The organism is Pseudomonas sp. 22490 (assembly GCF_052044465.1).
GTDB classification, from domain to species: Bacteria; Pseudomonadota; Gammaproteobacteria; order Pseudomonadales; family Pseudomonadaceae; genus Pseudomonas; species Pseudomonas aeruginosa.
The window spans coordinates 1-20,659 of record NZ_JBQENS010000041.1 but is presented as its reverse complement, the minus strand read 5'-3'; the positions used below and the strand labels follow the sequence as shown (position 1 = coordinate 20,659).

General features: G+C 66.5%; 20 protein-coding genes and 2 pseudogenes. 11 read left to right on the top strand and 11 right to left on the bottom strand.

Annotated features, from left to right (window positions below):
* Nucleotides 1–121: 121 nt before the first annotated feature.
* The gene (locus tag ACTJJX_RS30585; RefSeq protein ID WP_003088602.1) at nt 122–1,051 is read left to right on the top strand and encodes an SdiA-regulated domain-containing protein; all 930 of its coding nucleotides are present in this window, start codon (nt 122–124) and stop codon (nt 1,049–1,051) included.
* A 22-nt stretch (nt 1,052–1,073) separates the two neighbouring features.
* Here ACTJJX_RS30585 and ACTJJX_RS30580 read toward each other — a convergent pair whose 3' ends face one another.
* From ACTJJX_RS30580 to mexX, 3 genes are read right to left on the bottom strand one after another with little or no spacing between them, the layout of a single operon-like run.
* The gene (locus ACTJJX_RS30580; RefSeq protein ID WP_003113507.1) at nt 1,074–1,292 is read right to left on the bottom strand and encodes a hypothetical protein; all 219 of its coding nucleotides are present in this window, start codon (nt 1,290–1,292) and stop codon (nt 1,074–1,076) included.
* Nucleotides 1,292–4,429 carry a multidrug efflux RND transporter permease subunit MexY gene (gene mexY, locus ACTJJX_RS30575; protein WP_016851701.1) on the bottom strand — a complete coding sequence of 1,046 codons (3,138 nt, stop codon included), beginning with the start codon at nt 4,427–4,429 and terminating at the stop codon, nt 1,292–1,294. The genes ACTJJX_RS30580 and mexY overlap by 1 nt, the downstream gene beginning before the upstream one ends.
* 15 nt (nt 4,430–4,444) lie before the next feature.
* Nucleotides 4,445–5,635, bottom strand: coding sequence for a multidrug efflux RND transporter periplasmic adaptor subunit MexX (gene mexX / locus ACTJJX_RS30570; RefSeq protein WP_003118551.1), 1,191 nt, complete (start codon nt 5,633–5,635; stop codon nt 4,445–4,447).
* 164 nt (nt 5,636–5,799) lie between these two features.
* Here mexX and mexZ point away from each other — a divergent pair, with 164 nt between their 5' ends.
* Nucleotides 5,800–6,432, top strand: a complete 633-nt coding sequence (gene mexZ, locus ACTJJX_RS30565) for an efflux pump transcriptional repressor MexZ (RefSeq protein ID WP_003088626.1) — start codon at nt 5,800–5,802, stop codon at nt 6,430–6,432.
* Between the two features lie 5 nt (nt 6,433–6,437).
* Here mexZ and ACTJJX_RS30560 read toward each other — a convergent pair whose 3' ends face one another.
* On the bottom strand, nt 6,438–6,662 hold the full coding sequence (locus ACTJJX_RS30560) for a DUF3203 family protein (protein WP_003100372.1): 225 nt from the start codon (nt 6,660–6,662) through the stop codon (nt 6,438–6,440).
* A 153-nt stretch (nt 6,663–6,815) separates the two neighbouring features.
* Here ACTJJX_RS30560 and ACTJJX_RS30555 point away from each other — a divergent pair, with 153 nt between their 5' ends.
* Complete coding sequence (locus tag ACTJJX_RS30555) at nt 6,816–8,177, top strand: UDP-glucose 6-dehydrogenase (RefSeq protein ID WP_016253509.1); 1,362 nt, start codon at nt 6,816–6,818, stop codon at nt 8,175–8,177.
* Between the two features lie 47 nt (nt 8,178–8,224).
* A complete protein-coding gene (gene galU / locus ACTJJX_RS30550) occupies nt 8,225–9,064 on the top strand; it encodes a UTP--glucose-1-phosphate uridylyltransferase GalU (RefSeq protein ID WP_003088639.1) in 840 nt (279 codons plus the stop codon).
* 180 nt (nt 9,065–9,244) lie between these two features.
* Here galU and ACTJJX_RS30545 read toward each other — a convergent pair whose 3' ends face one another.
* Nucleotides 9,245–9,667: a VOC family protein gene (locus ACTJJX_RS30545; RefSeq protein WP_003100368.1), complete on the bottom strand. Its 423-nt coding sequence runs from the start codon at nt 9,665–9,667 to the stop codon at nt 9,245–9,247.
* Between the two features lie 144 nt (nt 9,668–9,811).
* Between ACTJJX_RS30545 and gorA the strand changes: the two genes are divergently transcribed.
* Nucleotides 9,812–11,167: a glutathione-disulfide reductase gene (gene gorA, locus ACTJJX_RS30540; protein ID WP_395549453.1), complete on the top strand. Its 1,356-nt coding sequence runs from the start codon at nt 9,812–9,814 to the stop codon at nt 11,165–11,167.
* Between the two features lie 54 nt (nt 11,168–11,221).
* On the opposite strand, the gene ACTJJX_RS30535 is transcribed toward gorA, so the two are convergent.
* Both ACTJJX_RS30535 and ACTJJX_RS30530 read right to left on the bottom strand, forming a co-directional pair.
* Nucleotides 11,222–12,223, bottom strand: a complete 1,002-nt coding sequence (locus ACTJJX_RS30535) for a bile acid:sodium symporter family protein (protein ID WP_003100363.1) — start codon at nt 12,221–12,223, stop codon at nt 11,222–11,224.
* Between the two features lie 153 nt (nt 12,224–12,376).
* Nucleotides 12,377–12,769 carry a hypothetical protein gene (locus tag ACTJJX_RS30530; RefSeq protein ID WP_003088646.1) on the bottom strand — a complete coding sequence of 131 codons (393 nt, stop codon included), beginning with the start codon at nt 12,767–12,769 and terminating at the stop codon, nt 12,377–12,379.
* A gap of 132 nt (nt 12,770–12,901) precedes the next feature.
* On the opposite strand from ACTJJX_RS30530, the gene ACTJJX_RS30525 reads away from it, so the two are divergent.
* Both ACTJJX_RS30525 and ACTJJX_RS30520 read left to right on the top strand, forming a co-directional pair.
* On the top strand, nt 12,902–13,375 hold the full coding sequence (locus ACTJJX_RS30525; protein ID WP_003100361.1) for an Lrp/AsnC family transcriptional regulator: 474 nt from the start codon (nt 12,902–12,904) through the stop codon (nt 13,373–13,375).
* Between the two features lie 23 nt (nt 13,376–13,398).
* Complete coding sequence (locus ACTJJX_RS30520; RefSeq protein ID WP_003118549.1) at nt 13,399–13,698, top strand: winged helix-turn-helix domain-containing protein; 300 nt, start codon at nt 13,399–13,401, stop codon at nt 13,696–13,698.
* 74 nt (nt 13,699–13,772) lie between these two features.
* Here ACTJJX_RS30520 and ACTJJX_RS30515 read toward each other — a convergent pair whose 3' ends face one another.
* Together ACTJJX_RS30515 and ACTJJX_RS30510 are read right to left on the bottom strand one after the other, a co-directional pair.
* Nucleotides 13,773–14,030 carry a hypothetical protein gene (locus ACTJJX_RS30515; protein WP_016851700.1) on the bottom strand — a complete coding sequence of 86 codons (258 nt, stop codon included), beginning with the start codon at nt 14,028–14,030 and terminating at the stop codon, nt 13,773–13,775.
* Nucleotides 14,027–14,281: a DUF1127 domain-containing protein gene (locus ACTJJX_RS30510; RefSeq protein WP_003100355.1), complete on the bottom strand. Its 255-nt coding sequence runs from the start codon at nt 14,279–14,281 to the stop codon at nt 14,027–14,029. The genes ACTJJX_RS30515 and ACTJJX_RS30510 overlap by 4 nt, the downstream gene beginning before the upstream one ends.
* Nucleotides 14,282–14,460: 179 nt before the next feature.
* Between ACTJJX_RS30510 and ACTJJX_RS30505 the strand changes: the two genes are divergently transcribed.
* From ACTJJX_RS30505 to ACTJJX_RS30495, 3 genes are all read left to right on the top strand, one after another.
* Nucleotides 14,461–15,885, top strand: coding sequence for an aminotransferase-like domain-containing protein (locus ACTJJX_RS30505; RefSeq protein ID WP_003100354.1), 1,425 nt, complete (start codon nt 14,461–14,463; stop codon nt 15,883–15,885).
* Nucleotides 15,886–16,019: 134 nt separating this feature from the next.
* Nucleotides 16,020–16,928, top strand: coding sequence for a siderophore-interacting protein (locus tag ACTJJX_RS30500; RefSeq protein WP_003100352.1), 909 nt, complete (start codon nt 16,020–16,022; stop codon nt 16,926–16,928).
* A complete protein-coding gene (locus ACTJJX_RS30495; protein WP_003100350.1) occupies nt 16,928–17,602 on the top strand; it encodes a class I SAM-dependent methyltransferase in 675 nt (224 codons plus the stop codon). The genes ACTJJX_RS30500 and ACTJJX_RS30495 overlap by 1 nt, the downstream gene beginning before the upstream one ends.
* A gap of 7 nt (nt 17,603–17,609) precedes the next feature.
* Here ACTJJX_RS30495 and ACTJJX_RS30490 read toward each other — a convergent pair whose 3' ends face one another.
* Entirely contained in the window at nt 17,610–19,268 is a 1,659-nt protein-coding gene (locus ACTJJX_RS30490) for a thiamine pyrophosphate-binding protein (protein WP_016851699.1), read from the bottom strand.
* A 734-nt stretch (nt 19,269–20,002) separates the two neighbouring features.
* On the opposite strand from ACTJJX_RS30490, the pseudogene ACTJJX_RS30485 reads away from it, so the two are divergent.
* A pseudogene (locus ACTJJX_RS30485) lies at nt 20,003–20,134 on the top strand (hypothetical protein); the annotation flags it as partial.
* 7 nt (nt 20,135–20,141) lie between these two features.
* On the opposite strand, the pseudogene ACTJJX_RS30480 reads toward ACTJJX_RS30485, so the two are convergent.
* Nucleotides 20,142–20,659 (bottom strand): annotated as a pseudogene (locus ACTJJX_RS30480) (IS3-like element IS222 family transposase); the annotation flags it as partial.

Sequence of the window (20,659 nt, the reverse complement as noted above, 5' to 3'; positions counted from 1 at the left end):
GGGGAAAAATGACAGCCGTGAAAGATGCTTGTCAGAAAGATTTAATCGGCGCCTCATGAAAGGGCGCGGATGGCTCTGTTCTGCTTCGCCGAACACTGTGTTTCTCGGAGGAGTCGTAACGATGAGTCGGCTGATGACCTACAGGACGCTGCTGGCTTGCCTGCTCGCCGCGTTGCTTGCGCTGCTGGTGGCGGGCCAGCAGCAGCGCGCGTTCGAGCGAATCTGGTTCAAGCTGGAGCAGCGCTACGGCGGCGATGTTGCGCGCGAGAACGCCCTGCGCCTGGCCGACTATCGAGTCGATATCGAAGCCCGCGTGCTGGGCGCGGAGTCCAACGTGTCGGCGCTGTCCTTCGACCCCAGCCGGCGCAGCCTGGTCAGCGTGACCAACCAGGACCCGCATTTCCTCGAGCTGTCGCTGGACGGCGAATTGCTGCGACGCATCCCCCTGCGCGGTTTCCAGGATCCGGAGGCTATCGAGTACATCCGGCCCGGCGTCTACGTGGTCGCCGAGGAGCGTCGCCAACGCCTGGTGGAGATCCATGTTGACGCCGACACCCGGGTGATCGACATCGACGATCCGCGCAACGCCCGGAAGTTCTCCCTGGGCAGTGCAAACAAGCGCAACAAGGGCTTCGAGGGGTTGGCCTACGACCCGCTGCGCGAGCGCCTGTTCGTGGCCCGGGAAAAGGCGCCGGTGGGCATCATCGAGGTAAACGGCTTCTTCAACGACCGCGGCGAGGCGCTCGACCTGAGCGTCGGCGGCGACCCGCAGCGCGATCGCGGGTTGTTCCTCACCGATCTGTCGAGCCTCTACTACGACAAGGCCAGCGATCACCTGCTGGTGCTTTCCGACGAGTCGCGGGTGGTCATCGAACTGGATCGCGCCGGGGATCCGCTCGGCAGCCTGACCCTGCGTGGCGGCAACCATGGCCTGACGGACGACGTGCCGCAGGCCGAAGGGTTGGCGATGGACGACCGGGGCAGCCTGTACGTGGTCAGCGAGCCGAACCTGTTCTACCGCTTCAGCCGAGCGCTGCCAGCGGCCGACTAGGGTGGGAAAAGGACGGCGGAATTCAGGCTTGCGCGCCGGATAGCGCCGGCGCGTAGCCGATCATCTGTCGCAGCAGCGGGTCGGTGAACTGCTGTTGCCAGTCGTCCAGCTTGCCCCGAAGGTCGGGGCCGCTGGCCGGAACGATGGGGGCCGCGCGCGGCTGGCGAGGCGTCGGCGGGCAGGCGCCGAGCAGCCCGACGCACAGTGCCAGGGTGGGGAGCGAGAGTTTCGCTAGGGGCATCAGGCTTGCTCCGTGGGGATCTGGGGCGAGTTGCCGGTGCGCGGCGCCTTGCGCAACCGGAACAGGCGCCCGACCACCAGGAAGAACAGCGGTACCAGGAACACCGCGAGTACCGTGGCGGTGACGATCCCGCCGAGCACCCCGGTGCCGATGGCGACCTGGGCGCCGGAACCGGCGCCGCTGGAGAGCGCCAGCGGGACCACGCCGAAACCGAACGCCAGCGAGGTCATGACGATCGGTCGCAGGCGCAGGCGCGCGGCCTCCAGGGTCGCCTGCAGCAGGCTCATGCCTTCCTGGTAATGGTCCTTGGCCACCTCGATGATGAGGATGGCGTTCTTCGCCGAGAGGCCGATGATGGTGATCAGGCCGACCTTGAAGTAGATGTCGTTGGGCAGACCGCGCAGGCTCACCCCGAGCAGTGCGCCGAGTACGCCCAGCGGCACCACCAGGATCACCGCCAGCGGGATCGACCAGCTTTCGTAGAGGGCGGCCAGGGCGAGGAACACGATCAACACCGAGAGGGCGAACAGCGCCGGCGCCTGGGCGCCGGACAGGCGTTCTTCGAAGGACTGGCCGGACCACTCGTGGGCGATGCCCTCGGGCAGGCCCTGCATCAATTCCTCCATCGCCTGCATGGCTTCGCCGCTGCTGTAGCCCGGCGCGGCCTGGCCCTCGAGGTTGAACGAGGGATAGCCGTTGTAGCGGGTCAGTTGCGGCGGGCCGAGGGTCCAGGCGGCCTTGGCGAACGTCGCCAGCGGCACCATCTCGCCCTGCTCGTTGCGCACGTGAAGCCGGCCGATGTCGTCGATGCCCAGGCGCTTGGCGCCGTCGGCCTGGACCACCACCTTGCGCACCTGGCTGCCGTGCATGAAGTCGCCGATGTAGTCCGAGCCGAACATCACCGCCAGGGTGGTGTTGATCTCGTCCATGCTCACGCCAAGGGTCTCCGCCTTGCGCCGGTCGATGTCCAGGCGGATCTGCGGCGCCTCGCCCTGGCCGGCGAACATCACGTTGGCCAGACGCGGGTCCTCGGCGGCGCGCGCCAGCAACTGGTCGCGGGCCTTGACCAGGGCCTCGTAGCCAACCCCGCCACGGTCCTGCAGGCGGAAGTCGAAGCCGCTGGTGGAACCCAGGTCCGGCAGCGGCGGCGAGTTCATCGCATACACCGTACGGTTGGGCAGGCCGGCGAAGCGCTGGTTGATGCGCTCGACGATGGCGCCGACGTGCTGGCTGGCCTCCCGGCGTTCCGACCAGTCCTTCAGGGTGGCGAAGATCATCGCCGAGCTGGTGCCGTCGCCGTACAGGCTGAAGCCGCCGACCGCATAGGCGTAGGCCACCGGTTCGTGCTCCGCCAGGTAGCGCTCGACGTCGCCGACGTTGGCCATGGTCTCCGCCATCGGCGTGCCTTCGGGCTGCATCACCATGATCATGAAGTCGCCCTGGTCCTCTTCCGGCAGGAACGCCTGCGGCAGGCGCACGAAGAGCAGGGCGACCACGCCGATGACCAGGGCGTAGACCAGCATCCAGCGGATCGGCCGGGCGAGGATGCCGGCCACCGCGTTGCGGTAGCGTCCGGTCAGGCGCAGGAAGGCGCGGTTGAACCAGCCGAAGAAGCCGCGCTTCTCATGGTGGTCGGCGTCGATCGGGCGCAGCAGGGTGGCGCACAGGGCCGGGGTCAGCGACAGCGCGAGGAACGCCGAGAAGCCGATGGAGACCGCCAGGGTCACCGCGAACTGGCGGTAGATGTTGCCCACCGCGCCGCTGAAGAACGCCATCGGCACGAACACCGAGACCAGCACCACGGTGATGCCGACGATGGCCCCGCTGATCTGGCGCATCGCCTTGACCGTGGCGTTGTGCGGCGACAGGCCTTCCTCGGCCATCAGCCGCTCGACGTTCTCCACCACGATGATCGCGTCGTCCACCAGGATGCCGATCGCCAGGACCATGCCGAACATGGTCAGCACGTTGATCGAGAAGCCCAGGCCGAGCATCACCGTGAAGGTGCCCAGCAGGGCCACCGGCACCACCAGTGTCGGGATCAGGGTGGCGCGGAAGTTCTGCATGAACAGGTACATCACGGCGAACACCAGCAGCATCGCCTCGAGCAGGGTGCTGACCACCTTCCTGATCGAGATCTCGACGAACGCCGAGGTGTCATAGGGGATGTTGTAGCTCACGCCCTCCGGGAAGTAGCGCGACAGCTCGTCGAGGGTGGCGCGGATGCGCTTGGCGGTGGCCACCGCGTTGGAGCCGGGCGCCATCTTCACCGCCAGGCCGGTGGCGGTCATCTGGTTGACCCGCGAGACGAAGCCGTACTCGCTCTGGCCGAACTCGACGCGGGCCACGTCGCGCAGGCGGATCGCGCCGCCGTCGGCGCGGATGCGCAGCGGAATCTCGCCGAACTGCTCGGGCGTCACCAGGGTGTCGTCGACCTTCACCGTGGCGCTGATCGGCGCCGAGTCGGGGACCCCGAGGTTGCCGATGTCGCCCACGGTGAGGCGGGCGTTGTGCCGGCGCACGGCGTTGACCAGGTCGCTGGCGCTGAGGTTCATCGAGGTCAGCTTGGCCGGGTCGGGCCAGATGCGCATGGCGTACTCGGCGCCCCAGGTCTCGACCTTGCCCACGCCCTCCACCCGGCGCAGCGCCTGCAACACGTTGGACGAGGCGATCTCGCCCAGTTCCATGGCGTCGTAGCGGCCGCTGGAGGAGGTAAGGGTAACGATCAGCTGGATGCTGTCCGCCGCCTTCTCCACATAGATGCCGTCGCGCCGCACCGACTCGGGCAGGCGCGACTCGACGATCTTCAGGCGGTTCTGCACTTCCACCGCGGCGAGGTCGGCGTTCACGCCCTGGCGGAAGGTCAGGGTCAGCGAAGCCTGGCCGGTGCTGCTGGTGGCCTTGGTGTAGAGCAGGCCGGGCGCGCCGTTCATCTCGCGCTCGATGATCGCGGTCACCGCTTCCTCGACCACCTTGGCCGAGGCGCCGGGATAGCTGGCGCTGACGTTGACCACCGGCGGCGCGATGTCCGGGTACTGGGCGACCGGCAGGAAGCGGATCGCCAGGACCCCGGCGAGCACGATCAGCAGGGAGATCACCCAGGCGAAGACCGGCCGGTCAATGAAGAAACGAGCCATTCGTAGCGTTCTCCGTCACTGGCCCGCCGGCGACGCGGCCAGCGGTGAGGGGGCGTCGGCGCTGGCCGGCTGGCGGACCACCGCCTGGACGCTGGAGCCGGCGGCATGCTGGGCGGCGTTCTCGACGATCACCCGCTCGCCGCCCTTGAGCCCGCGGCTGATGATCCAGTCACGGCCCTGCAGGGTGTCGGCGCGGACCTCCACGTCTTCCACCACGCCCTGTGGGTTGACCACCTTGACCACGGCGGACTGGGCGGTACGGATCAGCGCGTCGCGCGGGACGGTGATCGCCTGCGGGTTCACCGCGCGCTGCAGGCGCACCTGCACGTAGCCGCCGGGCAGCAATTCGCGATGCGGATTGCGGAACAGGGCACGCATGGCGATGGTGTCGGTGCCGGGGTCGACCGCCAGGTCGGAGAACAGCAGCTCGCCGGCCAGCGGGTACTCGCTGCCGTCGGCCAGGACCAGGCGCACGGCGATGTCCTTGTCGGCGACACCCTTCACCTGGCCTTCGCGGATCGCCCGCTGCATGGCGGCGACTTCGCCGGCCGGCTGGGAGAAGTTCACGTAGATCGGATCGATCTGCTCGACGCGGGTCAGAGGTGTCGGCGAGTCCTCGCCGACCAGCGCGCCTTCGGTGACCAGCGCACGCCGCGCGCGGCCGTCGATCGGCGCGGTGACCGTGGCGTAGCCCAGGCGCAGGCGGGCCTGCTCCAGTTCGGCCTTGGCCGAGGCGATCTGCGCCAGGGCCTGGCGCGCGTCGGTCTGCGCTTCGGTGTACTCGCGTTCGCTGATGGCGCGGTCCTTGATCAGGTCGGCGTAGCGCTTGAGCTTGTCGGCCGCCGCCGCGTGGCTGGCCTCGGCCCGGGCCAGGGCGCCGCGGCTGATGTCCAGGGCCGCCTTCAAGGGCGCAGGGTCGATCTGGAACAGCACGGTGCCGGCGCGGACGTCCTGGCCTTCCTCGTACAGGCGACGGGTGACGATGCCGGCGACGCGCGCCCGCACTTCAGCCTGGCGGTACGCTTCCAGGCGTCCGGGCAGCTCGCTGGTGATGCCGATAGGCGCCGGCCTGGCGACGATCACGCCGACCTCGGCGGGGGCCTCCGCAGTCTTCCCGGCGTCCGCTGCTTCTTCGCAGCCCAGCAGGAATAGGGCGACCAGGGCCGCCAGCAGCCCGCGCAGCGAGCCGGTCCATTGGATGTGCATGGGTGTCCCTCGATTCGTGAACTCGCGAGCTTGCCCGGGAAAGGGCACCGCAACTCACGAGCGGCGCGACAGTAGCATATAATCAATCATGAGTGATTAATTAATTGGCGTTTCTGTAACATATCCTTATGATCTGCGGCGCCTTTCCCTTGTGAGGACGTTCAGTGGCCAGGAAAACCAAAGAGGAATCCCAGAAAACCCGCGACGGCATACTCGATGCCGCCGAGCGGGTTTTCCTGGAAAAGGGCGTGGGCACCACTGCCATGGCCGACCTGGCGGACGCCGCCGGGGTTTCTCGCGGTGCGGTCTACGGCCACTACAAGAACAAGATCGAGGTCTGCCTGGCGATGTGCGACCGCGCCTTCGGCCAGATCGAGGTACCCGACGAAAACGCCAGGGTGCCGGCGCTGGATATCCTCCTGCGCGCCGGCATGGGCTTTCTCCGCCAGTGCTGCGAGCCCGGTTCGGTGCAGCGGGTGCTGGAGATCCTCTACCTCAAGTGCGAACGCAGCGACGAGAACGAGCCGCTGTTGCGCCGCCGCGAGCTGCTCGAGAAGCAGGGGCAACGCTTCGGCCTCCGGCAGATCCGCCGGGCGGTGGAGCGCGGCGAACTGCCGGCGCGGCTGGACGTCGAGCTGGCCAGCATCTATCTGCAATCGCTCTGGGACGGCATCTGCGGCACCCTGGCCTGGACCGAGCGCCTGCGCGACGATCCCTGGAACCGCGCCGAACGCATGTTTCGCGCCGGACTCGACAGCCTGCGCAGTTCTCCCTACCTGTTGCTGGCGGACGCCTGAGGGCGTCAATCGTCCGCCATCAGGTGCCTGCGCTGGTCCTCGGCGCCGGCGACCACCAGCCGCTGGGCGTCTTCCTCGCTGATGTGCAGGCGCTTGCCGTCGATGTAGAGCACCGACAGGCGCGCCTCGGCGTCGGTACCGATGCGCAGGCTGTCGACCGGCGCGCGATGCCGGCTGCCTTCGATCTCCACGCTGCAGACGCCTTGTTCCGAATCGATTTCGATGGACATGGGAGCCTCCTGTTTTTTCCGCCTACCTTGGGTGGACCCCAGGCATCCGCGCGGGTTCTGTCACGGTAGCTTCACGCCAGCGTCACGCGCCTGCCACCGCGCTTGGCTGCAATCGTCCGCAGAGAGAGGGCGAGGCCAGCGGAGGACGACGCCATGCGGCTATGCGTGATTGGTGCGGGCTATGTGGGACTGGTGACGGCGGCCTGTTTCGCCGAGATGGGCAACCAGGTGCGTTGCGTGGAGCGTGACCGCGAGCGGGTCGCGCGGCTGAGACGCGGCGAGATGCCGATCTACGAACCGGGCCTGGAAAGCATCCTGCGCGATCAGCTGGACGCCGCCCGCCTGACCTTCACCGCCAGCCTGGCGGAAGGCCTGGCCGACGCCGAAGTGGTGTTCATCGCCGTCGGCACGCCGTGCGGCGAGGACGGCTCGGCCGACCTCAGCCACGTGCTGGCGGTCGCCGAGCAACTTGGCGCGCAACTGCGCCAGGCCTGCATCGTGGTCAACAAGTCGACCGTGCCGGTGGGCACCGCCGAACGGGTCGAAGAGATCATCCGCCTGGGCCTGGCGCGCCGGCGCAAGCGCTTCCGGGTGGCGGTGGCGAGCAATCCGGAGTTCCTCAAGGAAGGCTCGGCGGTGGACGACTTCAGGCGCCCGGACCGGGTCATCATCGGCAGCGCCGAGACGCAGGCCGGGGAAACCCTGCGCCAGCTCTACGCGCCGTTCCTGCGCAATCACGAACGGGTCCTGCTGATGGGGCGCCGCGAGGCCGAGTTCAGCAAGTACGCGGCCAATGCCTTCCTCGCCACCAAGATTTCCTTCATGAACGAGATGGCCGGGCTGTGCGCCCTCACCGGCGTCGACATCGAGGACGTGCGCCGCGGCATGGGTAGCGACAAGCGCATCGGTACCCATTTCATCTACGCCGGCTGCGGCTACGGCGGCTCGTGCTTTCCCAAGGACGTCCGCGCGCTGATCCGCAGCGCCGAGCAACAGGGCTTCGACAGCCAGATACTGCGTGCGGTGGAAGCGCGCAACGCGCGGCAGAAGGAACTGCTCTTCGAGACCCTCGGCGAACTGTTCCAGGGACGCTGGCAAGGGCGCACGGTGGCGCTCTGGGGGCTGGCCTTCAAGCCGGGTACCGACGACCTGCGCGAGGCGCCGAGCCTGGTCCTGCTGGAGGCGCTGCTGCGCCACGGGGTGCGGGTCAGGGCCCATGACCCGGTGGCCAACGCCGGGGTCGCGGCACGCTATCCGGACGCGCTGGCGTGCGCCCAGTTGACGCTCCACGACTCGCCCTACGCGGCCGTCGAGGGCGCCGATGCCCTGGTGCTGGTGACCGAGTGGAAACAGTTCCGCCAGCCGGACTTCCAGAAAATCCGTGGATCCATGCGAACTCCCCTGTTGGTCGACGGTCGGAATCTCTACGCACCGGCGCGGATGGCGGAACTGGGCTTCATCTACCAGGGCATAGGACGTCCAAGGGCCGGGCATTGTAAGGCGAGCGCAGCCTGATTAGACTGCGCGCCATCCGCATACTTCGTCCATGTCGAAGGATTCTCATGATCAAGAAATGTCTTTTCCCGGCCGCCGGTTACGGCACTCGTTTCCTCCCGGCCACCAAGGCCATGCCCAAGGAAATGCTGCCGGTGGTGAACAAGCCGCTGATCCAGTACGCGGTGGAGGAGGCGCTGGAAGCCGGCCTTTCCGAGATCGGCATCGTCACCGGCCGCGGCAAGCGTTCGCTGGAAGACCACTTCGACATCAGCTACGAGCTGGAACACCAGATCCGCAACACCGACAAGGAAAAGTACCTGGTCGGCATCCGTCGGCTGATCGACGAGTGCACCTTCGCCTACACCCGCCAGGTGGAGATGAAGGGCCTCGGCCACGCCATCCTCACCGGTCGTCCGCTGATCGGCGATGAGCCGTTCGCCGTGGTCCTGGCCGACGACCTGTGCCTGAACCTCGAAGGCGACAGCGTGCTGAAGCAGATGGTCAAGCTGTACAACCAGTTCCGCTGCTCCATCGTGGCGATCCAGGAAGTGCCGCCGGAAGAGACCAACAAGTACGGCGTGATCGCCGGCGAGATGATCCGCGACGATATCTTCCGGGTGAACACCATGGTCGAGAAGCCGAAGCCGGAAGAGGCGCCGTCGAACCTGGCGATCATCGGCCGCTACATCCTGACCCCGGACATCTTCGACCTGATCGAGCAGACTGAACCGGGCAAGGGCGGCGAGATCCAGATCACCGATGCCCTGATGAAGCAGGCCCAGGACGGCTGCGTGCTGGCCTACAAGTTCAAGGGCAAGCGTTTCGACTGCGGCAGCGCCGAGGGTTACATCGAGGCGACCAACTTCTGCTACGAAAACCTCTACAAGACCGGCAAGGCTCACTGAGCCTCGCCGTTCCCGATGAAGAACGCCGCGTCCCCGATGGGGGCGCGGCGTTTTTCGTATGGGGCGAACGGCCATGGGGGGTATCCGCCCTACCTGAGCTGTCGGCGGGCGTGGCGTTGTTGGCGTCGGGCGAATAACCCCGCCAGCCTGGCCTGGGCCACGCGGCGCCTCCGTGCCCGGTCAGGGAATCGGCAGCGCCTCGGAACCCGGCCCCAGCGGCTGGCCGTAACTGAACTCCACATAGTTGCCCGCGGGATCGCGCAGGCCGCAGTAGTAGCCGACCGGATAGGGCTCGTCGCGCGGCGCCCAGACCAGGCAGCCGGCGGCCTCGGCGCGGCGCGCCAGATCGTCTACCGCGGCGCGGCTGGAGAGGGCGAAGCCGAAATGACTGTAATCGTCGCTGGCCAGGTTGCGCGGCTGGCCGCCGGGCATGATGACGAAGATGAAGCGTTGTTCCTGGCCGGGTTCGGCCATCCAGACGATCTGCGAGCCTTTGCCGGGGCGCCGGTGGATCACCCGCATGCCGCAGAAGGTTTCGTAGAAGGCGATGCAGGCGTCGAGGTCGGGGACGTGCAGCGCCAGGTGGGTGAGGGTGGGGGACATCGCGCTTACCTCCACGGACAAGCATAGCCCATCGCCTGCCAGGCCCTGCGCTGAGCCGTTTCGACAGGTTTCTGCGTCGATCCGGCGGGAGCCGACGCTGGTGAATGGGTTATGCTGGAACGCATCTGATCCAGGAGTAGGAACATGTCTTTCGATTTCGATCTGTTCGTCATCGGCGCCGGCTCCGGGGGCGTACGCGCCGCCCGCTTCGCCGCCGGCTTCGGTGCCCGTGTCGCGGTGGCGGAGAGTCGCTACCTGGGTGGCACCTGCGTCAACGTCGGCTGCGTGCCGAAGAAGCTGCTGGTCTATGGCGCGCATTTCAGCGAGGACTTCGAGCAGGCCCGGGCCTATGGCTGGAGCGCCGGCGAGGCGCAGTTCGACTGGGCGACCCTGATCGGCAACAAGAACCGCGAGATCCAGCGGCTCAACGGGATCTACCGCAACCTGCTGGTGAACAGCGGGGTGACCTTGCTCGAAGGTCACGCCCGTCTGCTCGATGCGCACAGCGTCGAGGTGGACGGCCAGCGCTTCAGCGCCAAGCACATTCTCGTCGCCACCGGTGGCTGGCCGCAGGTGCCGGACATTCCCGGCAAGGAACACGCGATCACCTCCAACGAAGCGTTCTTCCTCGAGCGCCTGCCGCGCCGCGTGCTGGTGGTCGGCGGCGGCTACATCGCCGTCGAGTTCGCCTCGATCTTCAACGGGCTCGGCGCCGAGACCACCTTGCTCTACCGTCGCGACCTGTTCCTGCGCGGCTTCGACCGCAGCGTCCGCGAGCATCTGCGCGACGAATTGGGCAAGAAGGGCCTGGACCTGCAGTTCAACAGCGAGATCGCCCGTATCGACAAGCAGGCCGATGGCAGCCTGGCCGCGACCCTCAAGGACGGCCGGGTGCTGGAGGCGGACTGCGTGTTCTACGCCACCGGGCGACGGCCGATGCTGGACGACCTGGGCCTGGAAAACACAGCTGTGAAGCTGACCGACAAGGGCTTCATCGCGGTCGACGAGCACTACCAGACCAGCGAGCCGTCGATCCTCGCCCTCGGCGACGTGATCGGTCGCGTCCAGTTGACCCCCGTGGCGCTGGCCGAGGGCATGGCCGTGGCGCGGCGATTGTTCAAGCCGGAGGAGTATCGCCCGGTGGACTACAAGTTGATTCCCACCGCGGTGTTCAGCCTGCCCAACATCGGCACCGTCGGCCTGACCGAGGAGGAGGCGCTGAGCGCCGGGCACAAGGTGAAGATCTTCGAGAGCCGCTTCCGGCCGATGAAGCTGACCCTTACCGACGACCAGGAAAAGACCCTGATGAAGCTGGTCGTGGATGCCCACGACGACAGGGTGCTGGGTTGCCACATGGTCGGCGCCGAGGCCGGCGAGATCCTCCAGGGTATTGCGGTGGCGATGAAGGCCGGGGCGACCAAGCAGGCGTTCGACGAGACCATCGGCATCCACCCGACCGCGGCGGAAGAGTTCGTCACCCTGCGCACGCCGACGCGCTGAGCCGCGTCTGAACGAAGAAGCCGGCCCCTGGGCCGGCTTCTTTCATTTTCGCGCTCAGCGCGAGGGGGCCTCGGCCAGCGCCGCCGCTGCGTCGTCGCGGCGCCTGGCGTAGCGTTGCGCGAGTACCGCGCAGACCATCAGCTGGATCTGGTGGAACAGCATCAGCGGCAACACCATCGGTCCCACCGCACTGGTGGCGAACAGCACCTTGGCCATGGGCACGCCGGTGGCCAGGCTCTTCTTCGAACCGCAGAAGACGATGGTGATCTCGTCTTCCTTGCTGAAGCCCAGGCGTCGCGCCAGCACCGTGGTCAGCACCAGGGCCAGGGCGAGGATCACGCAGCAGGCGACGGTCAGGCCGAGCAGCGCCAGCCAGGGTACTTCGTGCCACAGGCCCTGGATCACCGCGGCGCTGAAGGCGGTGTAGACCACCAGCAGGATCGAGCCCTGGTCGACATAGCGCAGCACCGGCTTGTTGCGCTCCACCCAGGCGCCGATCCAGCGCCGCAGGACCTGGCCGGCGATGAAGGGTACCAGCAGTTGCAGGGTGATCTTGCCGATGGCGTCCAGCGCGTTGCCGGTCTCGCCTTCGGCGCCGAGCAGCAGCTTGACCAGCAGCGGGGTAAGGAATACGCCGAGCAGGCTCGACACGGAAGCGCTGCATACCGCTGCCGGCACGTTGCCGCGCGCCAGCGAGGTGAAGGCGATGGAGGATTGCACCGTGGCCGGCAGGGCGCAGAGGAACAGGATGCCGAGGTACAGCTCCGGGGTGACCATCGGCGACAGTGCCGGTTTCAGCGCCAGGCCGAGCAGCGGGAACATCACGAAGGTGCAGGCGAACACCAGCAGGTGCAGGCGCCAGTGGGTCATGCCGGCGATGATCGCCTGGCGCGACAGCTTGGCGCCGTGGAGGAAGAACAGCAGGCCGATGCCGATGTTGGTCACCCATTCGAAGACCACGGCGGTCTGGCCGCTGCAGGGCAGGAAAGTGGCGAGAAGGACGGTGGCGATCAGCGCCAGGGTGAAGTTATCCGGAAGGAAACGCGGTCGGGACATGGGCACGCTCTGCAGGATCGGGGGAACACATGGCAGTCTTCTGGCTGCCCGGCGAACCTGCACTGTAGCCATGGGCTGGGCGACCGGCTAACGCCAGAAGGCCAGCCGATGACGCCGAATGGACAGGGCGGCCGCCGCGCCGCCCCGAGGGGCTCAGACGACGCTGGCCAGCAGCGGCTCGCTGACGCTGGGACGGACCTTGCCGGCATGGGGAGAGAACTCCAGGCGGACGGCGAGCACGGTGACCAGCGAGCGCAGCTTCTCCGCGATCACGCTGGCGCGGTGCTGGCTGAGGCCGGGGAAGGTCAGCAGCAGGCGGATCTTGTGGTCCTCGCGGTCGGCGCGAACCCGCTCCGGGGTGAAGGATTGCACGGCGAATAGGTTGAGCACCCGGCACAGCAGGTCCGGATCGGCCATGCCCTCGATATGGAAGATCGACAGGGTCTCGGTATCTGCGCAGGAGGTTTCCCAGACGTTCGGGCGGATCACCTGGCGTTCTTCGCCGTCAGGGTGTTTGGCCAGGAAAAGGGGGGCGAGGGTTGACATGTGACGCTCCAGGCAGTGTTTCGACGAGAGAAATTCTCCCAGAGGCGTGCCGGATTTTTTCTCCTGTTTTTGCGTGATTTTGCGCTATATGTGCATACTTGATTCCTATATTTTTCTTTGTAGGGAATATTTATGTCCATTCCATTGGATATCTACGATCAGCGTATTCTTGCGTTGCTGCAGGAGGAATCCTCGCTTTCCACCGCGGAGATCGCCGAGCGCATCGGACTTTCCCAGTCGCCCTGCTGGCGGCGCATCCAGCGCCTGAAGGAGGAGGGGGTGATCCGCAAGCAGGTGACCCTGCTCGACCGCAAGAAGATCGGCCTGAATACCCAGGTATTCGCCCAGATCAAGCTCAACGCCCATGGGCGCAAGAACCTCACCGATTTCGCCGAGGCGATGCACCAGTTTCCCGAGGTGCTGGAGTGCCACGTACTGATGGGCGCGGTGGACTTCATGCTGCGTATCGTCACCCGCGATATCGAATCCTACGAACGCTTTTTCTTCGAGAAACTGTCGGCGGTGCCGGGCATCCAGGAAGTGAACTCCATCGTCGCCTTGTCGGAAATCAAATCCACCACTACCTTGCCCCTGCTCGCTCCCTGAGCCTTCCCGGAGAACGCCTGCCCATGACCATCAGCAAGACCAAGTCCAGCTTCTACCGCCGCCTCTACGTCGCCTACCTGATCGACAGCGGCACCGCCAGCGTGCCGGAGATCATGGCCGCCACCGGCATGCCCCGGCGTACCGCACAGGACACCATCGCCGCGCTGGAGGAACTGGACATCGTCTGCGAGTTCGAGCAGCGGGAGGGTGCGCGCAACCACCAGGGCGGCTATGTCATCCGCGACTGGGGGGCGGTACGGCGGGAGTGGGTGGTCGAGCAGCATCGGCGAATCGCGGCGGCGCTGGAGTATCCGGCGGAATGAGCCACGCGCTGGCGGCCACAGGCATATAAAAGAAGGAGGGGCTCAAACTGCCTCCCCTCCCGAGCATGCGTTCTTCAGATGCCGCTCTGTTCCAGGGTGGCCTGGCGGGCGCGCTGGGCCAGCTCCTCGGCGGGCTGGACGCTGCTGCCGGCGGTAGGCGGCGGTGCCGGCATATGCGGCTTGAGGTAGGCCGCCAGGCTGACGCCGCAGTAGACCAGCAGGGCCATGGCGATCAGCGCCTTGTATGGGTCGATGTCGGATCGGCGCTTGCAGACCATACAGATATGCCCTTCGCTGGCTGGGCGTTCGCCACAGTTGCGACAGCGGATCATGCCTTCCTCCCGCCGGATTTTCCCGCCTGCCAGAACGCCAGCGAGGCTTCCTCGCGGGCCTGCTCGGCGCTCAGGCCGATATCCTTCAGTTCCGCCGCTTCCAGGTCCAGCAGCGCGCGCCGGGTCAGCTGGCGTTGCCGGGCCAGGCGATAGCCGCGACGCAGGGCCTGCGCCAGGTTGTCCATCGCGGCGAGTGGGAAGGGGCCATCGAGGCGTTGGCGGCGCTCGGATTTCGCACTGAGTCGCGTCATGCTGCGTACTCCATATTGATCGGCTGGACGACGGAGATAGAATGGCCATCGCGCGCTGTTCCGTACAGGTCCAGAAAAGGTGGGTTGACTGCATACAGATCAAGCGCTCCCCGGCCTGAATGGTGGATTTCGCCACCATCTGTACCGGTCCCGCTTTCGCTCACCCTGGAGTCCCGCTCATGACCCTTTATCTGCAACTCGCCGAGACCCTCGGTTCGCGCATCGAACAGGGCCTCTACCGTCCGGGCGACCGGCTGCCCTCGGTGCGGGCCATGAGCATCGAGCACGGCGTCAGCCTGAGCACCGTGCAACAGGCATACAGGCTGCTGGAAGATCGCGGGCTGGCCGAGCCGCGGCCGAAGTCCGGCTATTTCGTACCGGTCGCGCGACAGATGCCGCCGCTGCCGGCGATCGCCCGCCTGGCCCAGCGGCCGGTGGAAATCTCGCAATGGGAGCAGGTGCTGGCCCTGGTCAGCACGGTACCGCGGCCGGACGTGGTCCAGCTCGGCCGCGGCATGCCGGACATCTCCAGCCCTTCGCTGAAACCGCTGACCCGCAGCCTGGCCCGGCTCAACCGCCACGCCGACGCCCGTGCGCTGGCCTACGACGGGATCCACGGCTCGCCGTTGCTGCGCGAGGAAGTCGCCCGCCTGTTGGTGGACTCCGGCTGTCGGGCCACCGCCAGCGACGTGGTGATCACCACCGGCTGCCACGAGGCCCTGTCGGTGAGCATCCGCGCGGTGTGCGAACCGGGCGACATCGTCGCGGTGGAGTCGCCGAGCTTCCATGGCGCCATGCAATCGCTGAAAGGCCTCGGCATGAAGGCCCTGGAGATCCCCACCGATCCGGTCAACGGCATCAGCCTGGAAGCCCTCGAACTGGCGCTGGAACAGTGGCCGATCAAGGCCATCCAGGTGACCCCGAACTGCAACAACCCGCTCGGCTACATCATGCCCGAGTCGCGCAAGCGGGCGCTGCTGGCCCTGGCCCAGCGCTACGACGTGGCGATCATCGAGGACGATGTCTATGGCGACCTGGCCTACACCTATCCGCGCCCGCGCACCATCAAGTCGTACGACGACGATGGCCGGGTGCTGCTCTGCGGGTCGTTCTCCAAGGTCCTGGCGCCGGGCCTGCGGATCGGCTGGATGGTACCCGGGCGCTACGCCGACCGCGTGCTGCACATGAAGTACATCAGTACCGGCGCCAGCGCCCTGCAACCGCAACTGGCGATCGCCGAATTCATCGGCAACGGCCACTACGAGCCGCACTTGCGGCGCATGCGCGCCCAGTACCAGCGCGGACGCGACCTGATGATCGACTGGGTGGCGCGCTATTTCCCGGAGGGCACCCGCGCCAGCCGGCCCCAGGGCGGTTTCCTGCTCTGGGTCGAACTGGACGAGGCGTTCGACACCCTGCGCCTGGACAAGGCCTTGCGCAACCGTGGCGTACAAGTCGCGGTGGGCTGCATCTTTTCCGCTTCCGGCAAGTATCGGAACTGCCTGCGGATGAACTACGCGGCGTTGCCGACCCCGGCCATCGAGCAGGCGGTCAGGCGAGTAGGGGAGAGCGCTTGCGAGCTGCTGGAGCCTTGCGAGGCCTGAGCGACAGTCGTGCTTTCGACGCAGTCGACGATTGCGAAAATAGCAAATGCTAATCATTCGCATTGTTTGCTAGAGTTGCCTGACGCATGCATCCGCCGGCTCCACTGGGCGCCGGTCACCAGGAGACCATCGTCATGTCGCAACCCGCCTATCGTCTGTTCAATGTCGAACTCAAGCGCCGTGAGCAACTCAGCCCGGCGCTGACCCGCTTCGTCTTCGGCGGTCCGGAGGTCGCCGAGATGAAGACCCTTGCCGCCGACCAGCGGATCAAGATCTTCTTCCCCGATGCCAGCGGCCAGCCGCCCAGCCTGCCCGGCGGCAGCGAGTGGTACCAGGCCTATCGCAGCGTCGAGCCGGCCCGCCGGCCGCCGATGCGTACCTACACCATCCGTGCGCTGCGCGCCGAGCAGGAAGAGGTCGACGTGGAGTTCGTCCTCCACGGCGAAAACGGCCCGGCCTCGGCCTGGGCGACCCACGCGCGGATCGGCGACCGCCTGCAACTGGCCGCGCCCAACCGGCAATACGGCGATGACCCCGGCGGCTACGAATGGAAACCGCCGGCTGGCGTCCGCCATATCCTGCTGATCGCCGACGAAACCGCCTTGCCCGCGGTGGCGGGAATTCTCGAGGAGCTGGCCGGCGAAACCGAGCCGCCGGTGGTCGAGGCCTTTCTCGAAGTGCCGGGAGAAGCCGACATCCTCGACCTGCCGGCGATTCCCGCTGCGCGCCTGCACTGGCTGCCGCGCCACCAGGCCGGTATCCATTCGCGCAACGGCGAGCGGATGATCGAGGCGGCGCGCCAGGCGCGGCTGCCGGAACGCGAGGTGGCGGGTGGTGCGGCCCAGGAACTGGAGGACATCGATATCGACGAGGAGATCCTCTGGGAACTGGCGAGCCCCGAGAGCGGCAGTTTCTACGCCTGGGTCGCCGGCGAGTCGGCGGCGGTGATGGCGATCCGGCGCTACCTGGTGCAGGAGCGCGGTATCGACAAGCGTCATCTGACCCTGATGGGCTATTGGCGCCTGGGCAAGGTGTTCGACTGATGGGCCGCTTCGTCGGGAAACAGGCGGACGGCTACGAGACGCGGATCGGCCGCCTGTTGCCGGGCTACGAGTTGCTGCACCTGCTCAGTCGCGCGCAGTTGCTGGCCCGTCTGCCGGAACGGGCGCGCCTGCTCAGCGTCGGCTGCGGCGCCGGCGGCGAGCTGGCGGAGCTGGCCGGGTTGCGTCCAGGCTGGCGTTTCGTCGCGGCGGACCTGTCGGCCGACATGCTCGCCCTGGCCCGCCAGCGCTGCGCCAGGCTCGGCCTGCTGGAGCGGATCGAGCTGCACTGCGGCGACGTCGCCGGGCTACCGCCTGCGCCGCCTTGCGATGCGGCGCTGGTTCTGCTGGTGCTGCATTTCCTGCGCGGCGACCAGGCCAAGCGGCGCTTTCTCGAGGCGGTCGCCGAGCGTCTGGCGCCAGCGGCGCCGTTGCTGCTGGCCAACCTGATGGAAGCCCGGGACGCCTTCGAACGTCCGGTGCAGGCCGAGGCCTGCCGCTTGGCCGGGCTTTCCCCGGAGGACAGCGACGGCATGCTGCAACGCTTGCGCGAGGATTTCGATCCGTTGTCCGAGCAGCGCCTCGGCGAACTGCTGGAAGACACCGGCTTCGTCCTGCCCAGCCGCTATTTCCAGGCCGTGGGCTACCAGGCCTGGATCGCCTTCCGCGCCGGCTGAGGATGCCTCAGGCGAGGCGCGCCTGCGGCGTGATCTGGCGTGGGTCGGTCAGCAGCTCCAGCAGCGCCGGGCGTCCGCTTTCGCGGGCGCGGCGGAACGCGGCGGGGAAGTCGGCGCTGCATTCCACTCGTTCGGCGTGGGCGCCGAAGGCTCGCGCCAGGGCGACGAAGTCGGGGTTGTCCAGGCGGGTGGCGGATACCCGCCCGGGATATTCGCGCTCCTGATGCATGCGGATGGTGCCGAGCATGCCGTTGTTGACCACGATCACCACCGGCGTCGCGCCGAACTGCGCGGCGGTCGCCAGCTCCTGCGGATACATCATGAAACAGCCGTCGCCGGCGAAGCACACCACGCTGCGCTGCGGATCGCGCAGGCTGGCGGCGATCGCGGCGGGCAGGCCGTAGCCCATGGCGCCGTTGGTCGGCGCCAACTGCGTGCGGGCCTGGCGATAGCGGTAGAAGCGATGCACCCAGACGGCATAGTTGCCGGCACCGTTGGCGATCACCGCGTCGTCCGGCAGGTTTTCGCTGAGGTACGCGACCACGGACGCCAGGTCGACGCCCTGGACGGCGGGGTCGCTCGCGGCCGGGGTCGAGTAGGCCAGGTAATCGGCATGGGCGGCTTCGCGCCAGTCCTGCCAGGTGCTCGAGGGCAACGGCGCGAGGTCGGCCAGGGCCTCGGCGAAGGCACACGGGGTGGCCTGGATCGGCAATCGCGCCAGGTAGACGCGGTTCAGTTCCGCGCTGTCCGGATGCACGTGGATCAGCGTCTGCGCGGGGGCCGGACTACGCACCAGGCTGTAGCCAGCGCTCGGCGTTTCGCCCAGGCGCGCCCCGACCACCAGCAGCAGGTCGGCCTGGCGCAGCCGCTCCAATAGCGCCGGCGCCGCGCCGAAGCCCAGTTGTCCGGCGTAGTGCGGGTCACGGTTGTCGAACAGGTCCTGGCGACGGAACGAGGTGGCCACCGGCAGGCCATTGGCCTCGACGAAGGCGCCTAGCCGTTTCCTGGCGGCACTGTCCCAGCCGCTGCCGCCAAGTACCAGCAGGGGGCGCCTGGCGTTCGCCAGCAGTTCGCGCAGTTCCGCCATCGCCGTGGCGCCCGGCCGCCCCGGAAGCACCCTTGGCTCCGGCGCATCGGCGACCTGCGCGAAACCGAAGAGGATTTCCTCGGGCAGGGCGACCACGACCGGGCCCGGTCGGCCCGAGGTGGCGACGCTGAAGGCGCGGCCGACGATCTCCGGGATGCGTTCGATACGGTCGATTTCCACGGCCCACTTGGCCAGGCCCGAGAACATCTGCACGTAGTCGACTTCCTGGAACGCCTCGCGGCCCTTGAAGGCGCTTTCCACCTGGCCGACGAACAGGATCATCGGCGTCGAGTCCTGCTGCGCCGTGTGCACGCCATTCGCCGCATGGGTGGCACCGGGGCCGCGGGTGACGAAGCAGATGCCTGGTCGGCCGGTCAGCTTGCCGTAGGCATCGGCCATGTTCGAGGCGGCACCCTCGTGGCGGGTGACGATGGTGCGGATGCCGTCGGCGTCGTACAGCGCGTCGAGCACCGGCAGGTAGCTTTCCCCGGGGATGCAGTAGACGGTATCGACGGCATTGCGCCGCAATGCCTCTACCAGGATCTGCCCGCCGTTGCGCTGGGGAAGGGAGTCGGACATGAGGGCCTCGCTGCGCACGTTGTGGTTGCCCCGATATTCGGCCCAAAGCGCGCCAGCGCCAAGCGACCTTTCTTCGCGAGTTCATTCCCGTGGCGCATGAACCCTCGTTCTTCGTTGCGGAGGAGGCCCCTTTCAGCGCTTCATCTGGACGAGAAGGGGCCTGGAGCGTCATCGCAACGGGTCTCCTCTAGGCGGATCGGAGAGCGCGGTTTTCCGTTCGTTTCTCCATCTTCTCCTCAACTATGTCTATGTAACTATTTCCTCTAGCAAAAAGGATTGTTCTTACATTATTTATAAATTTTCTTTGTTAGTTTTTCCTCGCGCCGTGTTGTTTGGCTGCTTCCTGAGGGGAAGATCTTTGCTGGGGCGCTGAGATAGAGGGCGAGTTGTTGTTTGGTTGTCGGCAAGTTTCGGCTTTTTATCTTTTAGTCCGATGGGCAAGGGTATCAATGAGCAGGGAGGTTTTTAGGGTGAAATTTTTATCCGGTTTCTGGGAACGCCGTCGTTCGAGTGGCACTCCTCTAGTGTGTATCGAAGAGCGTGGCAGTGGTGCAGGCGAATTCTCGTCGGTGTCCCGTAGGGTTGAAACTGCTCCTGACGTACGTAGCGTTGCGTCTGCAGATCCGGAGCAGTGGATACATTCCCAGGAGTACGAGCTTTCTTTCTGGAAGGATAAATGGCCCTATCGCCATCTGTCTGTCGAGGAACTACAAGAGGCCCGGCATAAGGATGCAATGTGGTTTCTTGGGAAGATGGGGTTCACGTACGGCTCCTCGCATTATCGCTACGAAGGTTTTGAAGGTAAGGTTTTGGAAGTAGGTAGTGGGCCGATCGGCTTTTTCGAGAAGGTCGAAGGCGTGACAGTTGTAGTGGTCAACCCATCCCGGACAGTGGGTTGAGTTTTTCTTCGGCCACCGCAGGTGGTAACCCGTCGTTGAATTGATGCGGCCTGATCCAGTTGTAGCGGTGCATCAAGTAATGACTGATGTCCCGTTGGGCCTCCTGCGCCGTCAGGTAACCCGTTGACGGGACCCACTCCGACTTCAGACTGCGGAACAGGCGCTCCATCGCCGAGTTATCCCAGCAATTCCCTCGGCGACTCATGCTCTGCTGCATCCGATAGCGCCAGAGCCGTTGCCGAAACAGGCGGCTGGCGTACTGGCTGCCCTGATCTGAATGGAACAGCACCTGCTGTGGCTTGCCGCGCTGTTCGTAGGCCATGTCCAGGGCCTTGATCACCAGTTCGGCATCCGGCTTGGCCGAGAACGCCCAGCCGATCACCCGCCGGGTATGCAGATCCAGCACCGCGGCCAGGTAGTGCCAACGGCCTTGCGCCCAGACGTAGGTGATGTCGCCACACCACACCTGATTGGGATGCTCGGTCGCGAATT

Bases quoted from the DNA above. Each gene is read 5' to 3' on its own strand.
- ACTJJX_RS30585 (WP_003088602.1), top strand. From the start codon at position 122: ATGAGTCGGCTGATGACCTACAGGACGCTGCTGGCTTGCCTGCTCGCC.
- ACTJJX_RS30580 (WP_003113507.1), bottom strand. From the start codon at position 1,292: ATGCCCCTAGCGAAACTCTCGCTCCCCACCCTGGCACTGTGCGTCGGG.
- mexY (WP_016851701.1), bottom strand. From the start codon at position 4,429: ATGGCTCGTTTCTTCATTGACCGGCCGGTCTTCGCCTGGGTGATCTCC.
- mexX (WP_003118551.1), bottom strand. From the start codon at position 5,635: ATGCACATCCAATGGACCGGCTCGCTGCGCGGGCTGCTGGCGGCCCTG.
- ACTJJX_RS30560 (WP_003100372.1), bottom strand. From the start codon at position 6,662: ATGTCCATCGAAATCGATTCGGAACAAGGCGTCTGCAGCGTGGAGATC.
- ACTJJX_RS30555 (WP_016253509.1), top strand. From the start codon at position 6,816: ATGCGGCTATGCGTGATTGGTGCGGGCTATGTGGGACTGGTGACGGCG.
- galU (WP_003088639.1), top strand. From the start codon at position 8,225: ATGATCAAGAAATGTCTTTTCCCGGCCGCCGGTTACGGCACTCGTTTC.
- ACTJJX_RS30545 (WP_003100368.1), bottom strand. From the start codon at position 9,667: ATGTCCCCCACCCTCACCCACCTGGCGCTGCACGTCCCCGACCTCGAC.
- gorA (WP_395549453.1), top strand. From the start codon at position 9,812: ATGTCTTTCGATTTCGATCTGTTCGTCATCGGCGCCGGCTCCGGGGGC.
- ACTJJX_RS30535 (WP_003100363.1), bottom strand. From the start codon at position 12,223: ATGTCCCGACCGCGTTTCCTTCCGGATAACTTCACCCTGGCGCTGATC.
- ACTJJX_RS30530 (WP_003088646.1), bottom strand. From the start codon at position 12,769: ATGTCAACCCTCGCCCCCCTTTTCCTGGCCAAACACCCTGACGGCGAA.
- ACTJJX_RS30525 (WP_003100361.1), top strand. From the start codon at position 12,902: ATGTCCATTCCATTGGATATCTACGATCAGCGTATTCTTGCGTTGCTG.
- ACTJJX_RS30520 (WP_003118549.1), top strand. From the start codon at position 13,399: ATGACCATCAGCAAGACCAAGTCCAGCTTCTACCGCCGCCTCTACGTC.
- ACTJJX_RS30515 (WP_016851700.1), bottom strand. From the start codon at position 14,030: ATGATCCGCTGTCGCAACTGTGGCGAACGCCCAGCCAGCGAAGGGCAT.
- ACTJJX_RS30510 (WP_003100355.1), bottom strand. From the start codon at position 14,281: ATGACGCGACTCAGTGCGAAATCCGAGCGCCGCCAACGCCTCGATGGC.
- ACTJJX_RS30505 (WP_003100354.1), top strand. From the start codon at position 14,461: ATGACCCTTTATCTGCAACTCGCCGAGACCCTCGGTTCGCGCATCGAA.
- ACTJJX_RS30500 (WP_003100352.1), top strand. From the start codon at position 16,020: ATGTCGCAACCCGCCTATCGTCTGTTCAATGTCGAACTCAAGCGCCGT.
- ACTJJX_RS30495 (WP_003100350.1), top strand. From the start codon at position 16,928: ATGGGCCGCTTCGTCGGGAAACAGGCGGACGGCTACGAGACGCGGATC.
- ACTJJX_RS30490 (WP_016851699.1), bottom strand. From the start codon at position 19,268: ATGTCCGACTCCCTTCCCCAGCGCAACGGCGGGCAGATCCTGGTAGAG.